This window comes from Streptomyces sp. NPDC002776, assembly GCF_053592195.1.
This window is the reverse complement of record NZ_JBSFVG010000002.1, coordinates 555,724-568,731: the sequence shown is the minus strand read 5'-3', so window position 1 is coordinate 568,731 and position 13,008 is coordinate 555,724. Positions and strand designations below refer to the sequence as shown.

The following is a 13,008-nucleotide window of genomic DNA, read 5'->3' as shown; positions in this document are numbered from 1 at the left end:
GCTTGTTCAGTCGCCTACCTACGGAAGGGTGAACCCGTCGAGGTCAACCCAGTACTGGTCGTCTTCCAGAAGCCGCTGGTTGGATATGAACCCGCCGAACGGCTGCATCGACTGTGTGTTCTGCCATGTCGACATGGAGGACCGGCCACAGGGCTCGCTCCACGTCGGATCCGGGTAGTCCGGACGGAGATGGATGGAGGACGTTCCATCGGTGTTGCGCTTGATGTACGTCTGGACGCATTCGGCGCCGCTGTAGGTGACGGGGTTGGGTCCGGAGGGGTTTCCGGCGCTCTCCTTTGCGTTGGCGAAGGCGAACTCGTCACAACTGATTCCGTCTGTGCGCGGCGCTTGGGCATCGATGGTCCACAGGTCACTGAAGTCACCGGTGCCCGAGAACTTGCGCCACTTGCGGCCGCAGATGAACTTGCGGTTCTCGTCCGCCTGGGTTTCGCCCGTGGTGCTGGTCGGGCTCAGCTTCTGCGCCAGGTACGTCAAGGGCTTGCCACCATTGCTGTTGCCCCAGTCGACGTTGGTCTTCTTCCACATCAGGGCGATGTGGGCGGCGGCGCCCGGGAACTTCTTGGAGTTCATGACGTAGGTGGGCTTGTACCAGGAGAAGACGCATCCGCCAGCGGTGGTGACCACGGTGTCGCAGCGGATGGTGAGGTTGTCCTTCTCGGCGGTGGGCGTGGACTTGGTGCGCACGCCGTCGAGGGTTCCTTCGTAGCTCCAGTGCGGGACGATGACGTCCTTGCCGGTGCCGTCCCACGTCATGGTCTGGGTGATGTGGTAGACGTGGCCGTCGCCCACAGTGAAGGACTCGCTGGAGCCGTTGGTGTTCTTCGGCGCCATGGTGCAGTTGCCCCGGCACAGGGAGGTGACGTCGAACGATGTCCGGGTGGCGCCGGTGAGGCTTTGCAGGCTGATGTACATCTCCTGCGTGACGGTTTTGGTGCGGTTGTTGGTGTGGATTTCGTGGATGTAGCGGAACTTGGCCGACTTTGCCGGGTTGTTACTGTCTGCTGCCTGGTTGATGTAGATCTCGTCGATGATGCACGCGTCGGTGCGGTCGAAGTCCATCGACAGGGTCAGGGACGAGCAGGACATGCCGCCTACTGAGGAGGCGGAAGCTGTCTGCGTGGTCATGGCGGACTTGCTGGACTTGGTGGGGGCGCTCAGGGCGCTGGTGCCTCCGAGGGAGAAGAAGCGGCCGTCGATGTGGGCTGCGGGCTCCACCGGGGCGGGCTCAGCGGCGTTGGGGTTCGGGCTGGGGAAGGAGCCCATGTTCAGGCCGTTGTAAGTGCCCGGCACGAAGGCGATGGCGTCGTAGGCGATGTCGGCCGAACCGTCACCGCCGTTGAAGTTGTCGAGGTTCACTTCGGGGATCTGGTCTCCGAAGTAGTAGGCGCCGAGGCTTACCCACTTGTTGGCCTGGTTGGCCTTCTGAGATGTGGGTGCCTCCATTTCGCCTTCGGGGGTCTGGATTCGGTAGACGGCGTTGGAGGTCTGTGCTCCGTGGTCGGGGATGTGGGCGAAGATCTTCGCCTGGCGGGTGGAGTTGGTCAGTGGGGCGTTCAGCTTCCAGGTGCCGGTGACCTTCATCCGGTCACCGGGCGCCGGGAATGACTCAGGCGAGCGGGTGTGGGTGAACCAGAAGTGGTTGCCCCATCCTGCGCCGATCTGGTGGGTGTCCATCTTGCCCGGGTAGGTGGTGACGGTCTGCCCGGTTTCGGCGTCGGTGATGTTCGATGGCTGATAGGTGAGGTTGAACGTTCCTGCTGACTTCACCGGCCCGCACCCTCTGCTGTCGGACCCTGCTGGGGTGAGCCCGTTCGGGAGGTCGTCCACGATCAGGGCGTTCGTCGGCAGGGTGCTGGTGCAGTTCGGCGGGTAGGAGGCGGCGTCCGCCTGCTCCCCGTAGGTGGTGTTGAAGCGGTGGACGGCGTTACCGCACTGGGCGCCGGTGTTGCAGTTCTTCCAGGTGGCGTCCGAGTCCCACCAGCAGTGCAGCCAGTGGGCGTTGGTGTCGGAGTCGCCGGCATCGAGCTGGCAGGCGCCGAGGCCGGGGTCGTTGGAGTCGTTGTCGCCGATCTTGGACGGGACGCAGTCGTTGGAGGCGTTGCAGAACAGGTCGACCGGCGGCTTGGCCTGGGCGCGGTCGAGGTTGGAGTTCCACCATGAGGCCCGGTATCCGGCCTGGAAGTCGCCGGGGGCGAACATGGCGGAGATGGGTCGTGCGGCCCAGCCGATGACCTTCTCCTCATACGGCCAGTCCTGGGGGTGGGCGGCATCCGAGTAGTCGTCCAGCGCACTGTTGGTGTCGTGCTGGAGGAACATGACTCGGTTGGCCTTCCACAGCGGGTTGGCCGGGTTGTTCGTCCAGCCGAGGCCCTTGTGGCCTGCGCTGTCGGCGGTCTCGTAGAAGCCGGAGTTGTACGCCCACAGGGCGTAGAACCAGTTCTCGATCCACTTGGGGTGGCCGTCGTTGACCTGCATCCCCATGCGGTGGACCTGGTTCCACTTGTCGGAGAGGATGCGCACGCCGTAGGCGATGTTCGCGGTGTAGTCGAGGGCGGCGGCTTCCTGGGTGAGGGTCGACAGGGCGGTCTCGCCCGGCTTCGTCTTACCCGCAAGGCGCATGCCGTCGGTCACCTGGGTGATGCCGTAACCGCAGTCGGCCTCCGACCAGTTGATGCGCCACGGGTCGGCCTGGGTGCCTTCGGCGGTGTATTGGACGCCGTAGTAGTTGCCGATGAGGCTGTTGGCGGTGACGCCGGGGACAGCGAAGCGGGTGGCCTGCCACATGTTGGATTCCTGCGCGGTGATGCCGAGCATGACCTGTGCGGGAACGTGCCACTTGTCGTTGGTGGCGTCCTCGGTGTCGAGGGTGCCGTTGGGGTCACCCGCGAGGAGAAGCGGCGGGAAGAGGCCCTGCGGCTGGTAGCCGCCTGTGCCGGTGTTCTTCCAGTCCATGCTCCGGTAGAAGTCGAGCTTGCCTACAACGGCCTGGTCTACGGCCCATTCCACCTGGCGGGGGGTGGGCTGGAACGCGGCCTTCTTGGAGTCGTTCCGCGTGACGGCGCAGTAGCGCTCATCCGTGCCCTCGGACGGCCCCGTGGGGGATGCGGCGAGGGCTTGGGTGCGCACGGTCTGGGTGGACATGCCACCCTCATCCGTCTTGCCCACCGCGCTCTTCTTCGTCGGCTTCGGGGTTCCGATGGCCGGGGACATGGCGCTGCCCGCCTGGGTAAGCTTTTCACTCAGGTGAGGCGTTGCGTCGAGGGTGATGGTCTTGCCGGTGGCGAGGACCTTCACCGTGTTCCGTGCGGCCCGGACCTGGTTGGCCTTGTCGGGGGTGATGAGGCTGGTCTTGCCGTCGGCCCACATCGTTGTCACGGCGGCATGGCCGTGGCTGGACAGGCGTGCGCCCTTGGCAATGCCACCAGGGTTGGCGACCTGGGTGGGCAGCTTCGTCTTGTTGGCCGCCTTACCGGTGATGTAGACGCGACCGTTGGAGGTGCGGGTCAGGTCCCAGTCGGTGAGCTTGCCCGAGGCGACCACGGCTGCATTCGCCTTGCCCGTACGGGCTTGTGCCGGCGTGAGGTGGCGGGCGCGGGCGTTGACCGTGGCACCGGCCTTGCGGTCGATGTCACGGTCGATGAAGGTGACACCGCCGTCCTTGTCGGCGGTGAGCTGGAACGGGACGGTCCTGGTGGTGAGGAGAACCGTCTCCTTCTTGCCGTTCAGGCGTACCAGCTTGTTGCCGTGGGCGGCGACGATGCCGTTCTTCGTGGGAACGGCTGAGGTGACCTGCCCGGGGAACTCGGCCGGCGTGGTCTGCTTGCCGGTGGCAGCGCTGACGGTGATGAGGCGCGTGTTCTGCTTCTCGTCGCCGTCGTGGGAGAGCTGCGTGAACACGACCTGGTCGCCGTTGCCGCAGCCGGGGCTGAAGTAGGCGAGGGAGGCATTGAAGGGCAGCTTGTTCACCGCGCCGGTCTTGAGGTTGACGATGGCGGCGAACGCGCCGCGCACCATCAGCTCGGGCCGGTTGGTGAAGGTACGCGGTGCGTAGGCGACGGCCGCGTACCTTCCGGATTCGGTGAGGCAGGCGTTACCGATCCAGCTGTCGGCGTCGAAGCCGTCCTCACGCAGACTCGCGGCGGTCTTCCACCCGTAGCCGTCTGCCTCGTCGGCGATGAGGAGGTGGAAGCCGGCCGCATCCCCAGAAGTGGTGAACGCGGTGTCCTGGGACTTGCTGTAGCCAGTGCCGAGCGTCTTGATGCGGTCCTTGGCGGCGATCGCGGCCGGGCGCGGCGTGGTCTTCTTGGTCGTGTTCCAGCCGTTGGCCGCACCCTTGGGCGGGGTGGGTGTGTCGGCCTTTGCGGGCATGGTGAGCGGTATGGCCAGCGCGGTCGCTGTGGCGACCACGAGGGATATCCGCAAGCCTCTGCGGGTTTGCTTCACGTGAGCTGGTGTTCCTGTTTCTCGTAGGTGTCAGCCGGTTGATGCAGGTCTTCGGCTGTTCGGGGATGGGTCCAAGGCGGGTGCCGCCAACGGTGGATGCCTCGGCTTTGGTCCCTTGGGCGGGGGCTTGGCAGAGGCGCCAGGTGTTGGAGGCGACCCAGCCGTCGCCGTCGCCTTGGCCGTCGCTGACCTCGACTGCGTAGTTCTGCACGTTGTCGGTGGTGTTGCGGGCGGTGACGGTGGAGATGGTGCTGCCGGAGCCGCACACGTTGGCGGTGGTGGCTGCGACCTCCGGGTTGGCGCCGATCATCTGCCGGGTGGCGCGTTGGCCCGCTTGTCGACCTTGATGCCGTCGATGGTGACGGCCTTGACCTTTGCCGGGCCAGGCTCCTGCTGCGGCGCAGCGAACGCCGGGGCGGTGACGGCGGCACTGACGAAGAGAGCGGACGCGCGAGCGGTAAGTATCTTCATGCGGGTTTCCCCCTACTTTTCTGATAGTCGTACGAGTGGCGCGCGCGAACCGATCGAAGCGAATGAGTGTGCACACAGAGGCTGTTATTGCGTGTTGATCTTCTTGGCGGCCGTGATCTGCTCGCCGAGGTTCTTCTTGATGCCGTCGAGCTTGGCCTTGTTGTCGGCGATCTGCTTGTTTTGGATCTTGGTCTCTTCGTCGGCCCAGATGCGGATGAGGTTCGTCTGCTCCTTGCAGCCGATGTCCGCGAGCGCGAGAGCGATGGTGTCCTTGGTGGGCTTGTTGTCCTGTGTGGCGCCCTGTTCCATGGCCTTCCACGGGGTGGCGACGTCATGCCCGGCCTTCTTCATGCAGGCGGACCAGTCGCTGACGGCGTTCTTGACGGCGGTCACGTCCTGGGAGGCGACGAGGCTCTGGCCGTTGAGGTCGGAGACGAAGTAGGCGTCCTGCTCGTCCACGCCGGCCTGCTTCTTCGCCCAGCCGGTGCAACCGCCTTCCTTGAGCTTGATGCCGTTGTGCTCAGCGCGGGCGGGCTTGCTGACCGGGGCGGCGAAGTACGGCTCGCCTGCCTTGGTGCCCTTCGGCGGTTCGGTCTCCTCGGGCTTGGTGTGGCCGGTGAGGACTTCGACCTGTACGCCGGTGAGGTCGGGCATGTTCTGCTTGACGTGCTCTTCGAGGACGGGGGCGAGGTTGTAGCCGTGCTTGGTGGCCTGGTCGCGGTCGGTGATGCCGTAGCGGCGCTCGATATTGGCGTCGTTGTTGGACAGCGGGGGGTTCGCGCCGGGCTTGGGGAGGGTGACGGTGAAGCCGTACTCCTTCATGCAGGACGTCGTGAGGGTGTTCTGGGCGTCTTCGATCGTGACGCGGTCGGCGTAGGACACCATGTAGCGCTCCAGCGGAAGGCTGATGCCCTTGGCGAGTCCGGCGGTGGGGGTGGAGTTGGGCCACTTGTCTTTGTTGACGATGGGCTGGCCTGCGGAGGCTGGACTGGGCTTGTCGGCGCTGGCGGTGCAGGCGGTGAGGAAGCTGGTGGCTATCAGGGTGGTGGCGGCGAGCGCCTTGCCGGTGGTGTTCATGCGGGGCTCCTGCTCGGGTGGTTCAGGTGTAGTGCTGGGAGGCGTTGTTGTTCTTGCGGGCGGAGATGAGGTCGAGGTGGCTGCAGCCCCAGCCGCCGGAATCGTTGGCCCAACTGGTCGGCGTCATGGATGTCTTCTTGTCCGGTTCGCGGTCGATGAAGGTGATGCCGCCGTCGGCGTCGGCGGTGATCTGGAACGAGACCGTGTCTGTACGAAGGTGGGGGGACGGTGTCGTTGTTCGGCCGGTGGCCTGGGGCGGGTGCCATCGCGGAGGCCGGGTCGTCACGTGGGGTCGGCCACGTGAGCGGGCGGCTCGCGGCTACCGGCGCAGTGCCTCGACCGGCTGCACCCGGCTGGCCCTCCATGCGGGGTAGAGACCCGCCAGGAGACCGGTGAGCAACCCGATGCCGGGTGCCGCGATGGCGACCTGCGGATGGATCACGGGTGTCCAGTCCCTGGCTAGAGCGACGCCCACGACGGTGAGGATGCCGAGTGACGCGCCGACCAGGCCGCCGAGCGTACCGAGCGCGCCCGACTCGGTGAGGAACTGGGCCGTGATGTGCCGTCCGCGGGCACCGAGCGCGCGGCGCAGACCGATCTCACCGGTGCGCTCCAGGACGGCGACCAACGTGGTGTTGGCGATGCCCAGGGTCCCGATGAACAGACAGATCGCGGCGAGCACCAGGAACAACTGGTTGAGATCACCGCCCACTCCAGCCCGCAGCGCCCTGGGGTCGGGCGGTGGCACGGACCTGAAGTGCTCCGGGTGCGCGGGATCGAGCGACAGCGGTACCTCGGCGGCCACCTGCGGTGCGGCACCCAGGCGTGTGGACACGAGCATCTTGGGCGCGTTCTTCGGCGCACCCCAGATCCGCTGCGCGGTGGACCGGGGCACCACGACGGAGAGCAGCAGGTCGGCCTGGCGCTCGACGTCGTCCACGATGCCCACGACGCTGAAGGCCTCGTCACCGATGAACACGGCGGGCGCGGTCTCCAGGGTCGTGATGCCGAGCCGGGCGGCAAGGCCCGCGCCGACGACGGCGACCCGCTGCTCCGTGCGGTCGTGCCAGGGGTCGTAGAGCCGGCCCTGGGCGAGGGTGGGGTGCGCCGCTCGCAGTACGCCTGAGGATGCGGCCACCACCTGGATCCGGCTGTTGCCGCGGTCGGGGCCCACCGGTGCCGATCGGACCTGCTCCTCGGGAGCCAGGTCGACGGACCAGTAGACGCCCGCGTCCCGTACGCCGTTGAGCCGCTCCACCCGCTGGTCCGCGTCGGCGGGGAAGCCGACGGTGCCGAGGGCGCCCTGCTCGCGGGAGACGTCGTCGACGGTCACCTCGGTGGCGCTCAGCGCGTTGAACCGCTCGTCGATCTGCGAGGAGGCGGTCGCGGTCAGGCCGAGGATGGCGACGAACGTGCCGACTCCCAGCACCGTCCCGAGCGAGGTCAGCACGGAACGGGCAGGGCGCTGCAGCACGCCGGCGAGAGCCTCGGAGACCAGGTCCCGCACCGCGAGCCGGTGCCGGACCACGCCGGCGGGCCGACTGGCCGCGCGCCCGCGGAGCCCCGGCAGGGAGAACGGAGGACGCCTCATATGGGCCTGCCTGACCGCAGGAGGTCGGGGGTCGGGGAGTCCGGCCAGTCGGACTCGGGCTCGGGCCCAAGTGCCGTCGGGCCGTGCGGCCGGGCGTTCGGCGCGAGATGCGGCGCGGCTGAGGTCTCCGACAGGGCGCCGTCCCGAATGGTCACGGTGCGTTGACCGCGGGCCGCCACCGCCGGGTCGTGGGTGATGACGACCACTGTCATACCGCTGCGGTGCACCGCGTCCAGTAGTCCGAGGATGGCCTCAGCGGTCGCGGTGTCGAGGTTGCCGGTCGGCTCGTCGCACAACAGCAGCGACGGCCGTCCTGCCAACGCCCGTGCGATGGCGACGCGTTGGCGCTCTCCACCGGAGAGCTGGGTGGGCAGGGATTGCACGCGGTGGCCGAGCCCCACCTGTTCGAGGGCGGCACGGGCGCGTGCCGCGCGCTCCCGGCGCGGAGTGCCGTCGTAGACGAGGCTGAGCGCCACGTTCTCCAGGGCGCTGCGGTGCGGCATGAGGTGGAACGCCTGGAACACGAATCCGATGCGCTCTCCGCGCAGGGCCGTGCGGTCCGCGTCCGCCAGCGAGCCGGTGTCGACACCGTCGAGCAGGTACCCGCCCGTCGTCGGTGAGTCGAGCAGCCCCACGATGTTCAGGAACGTCGACTTGCCGGCCCCGGAGGGACCGACCACGGTCACGAACTCGCCGCGCTCGACGCGCAGGTCACAGGGAGCGAGTGCCTGTACCGGCGGTGGCCCCGGGTAGGTCAGGCCCACCTGGCGCAGTTCGATGACCGGAGGTTCGGCCACGGCGGTCACGAACCCGCTCCCGCCGCGTCCGCGGGGTTCGGGCGCACGCCGATGAGGACCTTGTCCCCCTCGGTGAGCACGCCCGGGGTCCGCGGGCGCACTTCCACGCTGCCGTCCCCCGTGCTCCCGGTGACCACCGCCACCTTGCGTCGGCCGTCGCCCTTCTCCACGACGGTCACCGTCGTCGTGCCGTCCGCGCCCGCCGACACCGCCGACAGCGGCACGACCAGGCTCGCGCCCTTGGTGGCCGCGGCGCGCACGGTCAGGCGAACGTCCTGTCCGGTGAGGTCCGGCGGCAGCGGCTTGTCCGGGCGTACGAGCATCAGGTAGCCCTGGGCGCCGGTGGCCTGCTCCTTGTCCTCTCCCCCGCTCGCGGCGGTCTGCTCCTGGCCGACGGTGTCCGCGACCGACACGACCCTCGCGGTCGCGGTGCGGCCGGTCACCTCGGACAGGATCTCCACCCGCTGACCAGACCTGACCAGGCCCTTCTCGTGCTGCTGCAGGTAGCCTTGGACGACCAGGGCGCCGGCCGACACGGTGAGGACCGGGCCGGATACCTCCTCGCCGACCCGCGCGTGCACCGCGTCGACCCGGGCGGGGAAGCGGGACAGGAAGACGACTTCGGAGGCGGGCAGCATGGGTCCGGTCGTCGCCCGCACCCGGGCCAGCTCGTCGCGCGCCTTGGCCAGGTCCTCCTCTGCTCGCTCGACCTGGCGCGCGGTGCTTCCGCCCGCGCCCTTGCCGTCGGTGCCGAGAGGGTCGCCCACGCCCTTGCCGTCCGCGTCGGTGCCCGCGTCATCGGCGTGGGTGGGGGAGCCGGTGCCGGACGCCGCGCCCAGGCGGGCGTCCTCCAGCGCCCGTTCGGCCAGGGTCACCGCGGCCTCGGCGTTGTGCACCGCGTTGTCGCCGTCTTCCTGGGCGGTCTGCGGTGTGTAACCGATGTGGTCGTAGAACCCGGTGAGCGCGGCCTTCGTCCGCGGCCCGAAATACCCGGCCCGGTCACCGGCCGTGCTGTGCCCGAGCTCGGTCAGCGCGTCCTGGAGCTGGGCGATGTCATCCCCCTCCGCCCCAGGCTTCAGGTCCCGGAAGACAGGCAGTTCGCCCCGCAGGGCGAACATCGGACGGCCGGAGACCTCGAGGAGCCACTGGCCGGACTCGATCCGCTGACCGTCCTTGACCGACAGCTTGGTGATAACGGGCGTGCCTCCGTCGGGGCCGCCCGCCGAAGGGCTGACCTCGACGGTCTGGGCCGCGGTGACCGTGCCGCGGACGGTGACCGAGTCCTCCAAGACCCGGTGCTCGACCGGGGCCGTCAGCACCGTCGGCGGGGGCGCTTCGGAGTCGGCCGCGGCCTGCGCGGGCGACTTGATCACCTGGGTGGCCGCCATACCGGCGCCGGAGAGCAGTACCGCTCCCGTGGCGATCCCCACGGCCCACCGGCGCTTTCGGGCCAGCCCCGCGGCACCATTGTGCACCTCGCCATCGGACATGGCGGTTCCCTTTCCCCGGACCTTCTCCTGGCCTTGCCCGGTGCGCTCGTACGGACCGGACGGTGGCGCGGTCAGCCGCGCAGCACCTGCTCCGCGGCCTTCACCGCGGCTTCGTTCTGCTTCCTCGCCTCGTCAAGGGCGAGTTGGTGCTCCTCGATCTGCTTGCGCTGGATTTCGGAGTCGGCCTCGAACCAGATGTTCACCAGGTTGACGGACTTCTTGCAGTCGATATCCGCCAGTGCGCCACTGATCGCCCGCTCGCTGTCGAGCGGCTGCCCCTTGTTCAGGTCGATGGCCTCGAAAGGATGGGCGACTTCGTAGCCCTTCCCCTTCATACAGGACGACCATTTCCCCGTGGCGTCCCGCACTTCCGGAGCGTCCTGGGACCGCATCAGGCTCTCGTAGTTCAGGCGGCTCACGAGCGAGAAATCAAGTCCGGCGGATCCGACCTTGTTCTGGGCCCATCCCGTGCAACCGCCCTTGGGGATCTTCTTCCCCTCGTAGGAGTCCGGGGCCGGGGTGACACTGTCACCCTTGCGGAGCCCGCCGCTCAGCACCATCTCCGCCGACTCGGTCAGGGCAGGCGCTTGCGCCCCGGTTTCCGGACCCTTTTCGTCGAGCCCGTACCCGTGCTTTTCCGCCACCTTGCGGTCGGTGATGCCGTAGCGCCGTTCCATGTTCGCATCGTTGGAATTCGGCGGCGGCGTGGTACCGGCGGGCGGCGGGCGGAAATCGAAGCCGAAACCCGCCATGCATTCGGACTGCAGATTGCGTGTCGCCTGATCGATGACCACGTTCTGCTCATACGTCTGCATGTACTGCTCGAGCGGCAGGGTCAGCCCCTTGGCCAGCCCGCTCTCCGGGGTGGCCGGAGGCCACTTGGACCGGTCGACGTTCTTCAGATTCTGCGCAGCGGCAGCCGCCGGATCACGCTCCTGCTCGGCGGCGCAGCCCGCCGTGACCGTGCTGACCAGCACGGACACGGCGAGCAGCGCGTAGCGTCGGTTACGCGAAGTGCTGCGAGGCATTGTTGTTCTTCAGCGTGGAGTTCAGGTCGACAATCTTGCCGCCGGCGCAGTACTGGCTGCCGTTGGTGTGCGCGAAGTACTGCGAGCTGCCCTGGTAACCGGAGTTGTAGTAGATCCGGTACGCGTCGTACGGGCCGCAGTTCTCGACGGAGGCCGCGTTGTTCTTCACGGCCTGACCCGTGCCGGGCGCGGTGTTGCCCACATTGTTCTTACCGAACACGAAGTTGTACGTCTGCGAGGTGGCCCCGTTGGCCGACACGGTCTCGCCCGCGTAGTTGTAGACGTTCCCATAGAAGTGGGCCCTACCCGAGTAGTAGCCGTCGTTCGCGATCGAGTTGTAGTGCACGTTGAGCTGGCCGCCCGCGTTCTCAATGCCGCAGACCTTGTAGCCGCAGTTGTTGTCCACGTTGTACGTGGCCGCATTCGCGGTCGGCGCGGTGACAAGCAGGGCGGCGGCAGTGGCAGCGGTGGTGACGAACACGGCGCTGACGCGCTTGTTGAACATCTTCATTCCTACTCCTAAGAAAGAGAAACACCTTGAGAGGAGTGGAACGCAGGCTGTCCAGACGTTCCCGCATGTCGCTGAACATTCGAGCATGCGGAATTTGCAGCAAGGATCGATCGGGCATCGAATCCATACTCCGTGCGTTGCAGGTTCCCCCCCGGGCTGTGATCTTCATTAGAGCAGATTCACATCGCCCTCAAACGGACAAGTGATCACTTCTGAACCATCTCAGGTAGATCACGTTCGGGTCACGAGAAGAGCGCGCACCGACCTGGCCAAGAGCCTCCCGGCCGTCGGTAGGAGGCCCGGTGATCACGGTGCAGCCCCGACGAGGCCGCGCCGCCCGCCGCCCCGCGCCTGGGACGGAACCCCGTTCCGGTGTCGCACCGTCCCAGGCATATACCCCTCCGCAAAGGCCCTCGACCGCAAGGAAGTCCTCGGCTTCGTCGAGTGCTACGTCGAGGACTACAAGGCCATCGCCGAGGACGCGCAGTTCATCCCGCTCAACTCCGAGCAGGAGACCGAGCTCAAGGCGGCCATCGACAAGCTGAAGGCAGCGGCGGGGTGACCTCGCTGTCGCTGAAGGCCCCCGCAGGGACCCCGTCCCTGCGGGGGCCAAGCCGCGCTACGGTGAACGGGTCATCCAGGGACTGCTGTTGACGGCTGCGCTGGTCTCCGTCGCCACCACCGTCGGCATCGTCGTCCCGCTCATCCCGCCCACCGTCGACTTCTTCGAGCGCGTCAGTCTCACCGAGTTCCTCGGCGGCACCGAGTGGACCGCGCTGTTCAGCACCCCCGAGTACGGGGTGCTGCCGCTGCTCGGCGCCACCATGCTGATCATGTGATCGCGCTCGCCGTCGCCGTGCCGGTGGGGCTAGGGGCCGCCGTCCATCTGAGTGAGTACGCCGACCGCCGGGTGCGGGCCACGCTCAAACCCGCCCTCGAAGTGCTGGCCGGTGTGCCCACCGTCGTCTACGGCTTCTTCGTGCTCAGCTTCGTCACGCCCCGGCTGCAGGAGTGGTGGCCGGCCGGGCGGCGACGGACCCGACGGTGCAGTCCTTCGAGTACAGGACCATCTTCGCCGTCGGTGCGCTGCTGTTCGTCATCACCTTCGTGATGAACGTGATCAGCATCCGGCTCGTGCGCAAATACCGGGAGGTGTACGAATGACCGCCGGGACCGGAATCCGGGTCACCGAACCGCCGCCCCACCCCGCGCCCCGCAAGCTCGCCGGACGGTGCTTCCGGCCGCGCGAGAGCGCCTTCCGGCTGATCCTGCTGTGCTGTCTGGCCGTGGGCATCATCTTCCTCGGCGTGCTCATCTCCTATGTGCTGGTCGAGGCCTGGCCGAGGCTGGACTCCCGGCTGTGGGAGAACTTCCCCCCATCCGCCGGCCGGAGCGCGCCGGTGCCCAGTCCGCGATCTTCGGCACGATCTGGGTGATCGCCTTCACCGCCCTGTTCTGTCTGCCCACCGGCATCATGCGGCCATCTACCTGGAGGAGTACGCCGACCAGAACCGCTGGTACAACCGCATGATCGAGATCAACATCCAGAACCGTGTTGACGGCCTCGCTCACGCTGTCG

General features: G+C 67.6%; 12 protein-coding genes. 4 read left to right on the top strand and 8 right to left on the bottom strand.

What is annotated here, in order from left to right; translation table 11 throughout:
• Positions 1-18 precede the first annotated feature (18 nt).
• From ACWD11_RS06745 to ACWD11_RS06710, 8 genes are all read right to left on the bottom strand, one after another.
• Entirely contained in the window at positions 19-4,428 is a 4,410-nt protein-coding gene (locus ACWD11_RS06745; protein ID WP_451281676.1) for a hypothetical protein, read from the bottom strand.
• 342 nt (positions 4,429-4,770) lie between these two features.
• Positions 4,771-4,935, bottom strand: coding sequence for a hypothetical protein (locus ACWD11_RS06740; protein ID WP_451281674.1), 165 nt, complete (start codon positions 4,933-4,935; stop codon positions 4,771-4,773).
• Positions 4,936-5,019: 84 nt separating this feature from the next.
• Positions 5,020-6,012 carry a hypothetical protein gene (locus tag ACWD11_RS06735; protein ID WP_389416345.1) on the bottom strand — a complete coding sequence of 331 codons (993 nt, stop codon included), beginning with the start codon at positions 6,010-6,012 and terminating at the stop codon, positions 5,020-5,022.
• 319 nt (positions 6,013-6,331) lie between these two features.
• Complete coding sequence (locus tag ACWD11_RS06730) at positions 6,332-7,603, bottom strand: ABC transporter permease (RefSeq protein WP_451281672.1); 1,272 nt, start codon at positions 7,601-7,603, stop codon at positions 6,332-6,334.
• Positions 7,600-8,409: an ABC transporter ATP-binding protein gene (locus tag ACWD11_RS06725; protein ID WP_451281670.1), complete on the bottom strand. Its 810-nt coding sequence runs from the start codon at positions 8,407-8,409 to the stop codon at positions 7,600-7,602. The genes ACWD11_RS06730 and ACWD11_RS06725 overlap by 4 nt, the downstream gene beginning before the upstream one ends.
• Positions 8,406-9,890: a peptidoglycan-binding protein gene (locus ACWD11_RS06720; RefSeq protein WP_451281668.1), complete on the bottom strand. Its 1,485-nt coding sequence runs from the start codon at positions 9,888-9,890 to the stop codon at positions 8,406-8,408. Before ACWD11_RS06720 ends, ACWD11_RS06725 begins: the two co-directional genes overlap by 4 nt.
• Positions 9,891-9,961: 71 nt before the next feature.
• Complete coding sequence (locus ACWD11_RS06715) at positions 9,962-10,873, bottom strand: hypothetical protein (protein WP_451281666.1); 912 nt, start codon at positions 10,871-10,873, stop codon at positions 9,962-9,964.
• A 22-nt stretch (positions 10,874-10,895) separates the two neighbouring features.
• Positions 10,896-11,429 (bottom strand): hypothetical protein, encoded by a 534-nt coding sequence (locus ACWD11_RS06710; protein ID WP_250075529.1) that lies wholly within the window; start codon positions 11,427-11,429, stop codon positions 10,896-10,898.
• Between the two features lie 202 nt (positions 11,430-11,631).
• On the opposite strand from ACWD11_RS06710, the gene ACWD11_RS06705 reads away from it, so the two are divergent.
• The 4 genes from ACWD11_RS06705 to ACWD11_RS06690 all read left to right on the top strand — a co-directional run bounded on the left by ACWD11_RS06705 (position 11,632) and on the right by ACWD11_RS06690 (position 12,865).
• On the top strand, positions 11,632-11,991 hold the full coding sequence (locus ACWD11_RS06705; protein ID WP_451281664.1) for a hypothetical protein: 360 nt from the start codon (positions 11,632-11,634) through the stop codon (positions 11,989-11,991).
• Positions 11,992-12,079: 88 nt separating this feature from the next.
• Entirely contained in the window at positions 12,080-12,268 is a 189-nt protein-coding gene (locus tag ACWD11_RS06700; RefSeq protein WP_389416351.1) for a hypothetical protein, read from the top strand.
• 175 nt (positions 12,269-12,443) lie between these two features.
• Positions 12,444-12,593 carry a hypothetical protein gene (locus ACWD11_RS06695; RefSeq protein ID WP_389416352.1) on the top strand — a complete coding sequence of 50 codons (150 nt, stop codon included), beginning with the start codon at positions 12,444-12,446 and terminating at the stop codon, positions 12,591-12,593.
• Entirely contained in the window at positions 12,590-12,865 is a 276-nt protein-coding gene (locus ACWD11_RS06690) for a hypothetical protein (RefSeq protein ID WP_451281662.1), read from the top strand. Before ACWD11_RS06695 ends, ACWD11_RS06690 begins: the two co-directional genes overlap by 4 nt.
• The last annotated feature ends 143 nt before the right edge of the window (positions 12,866-13,008 follow it).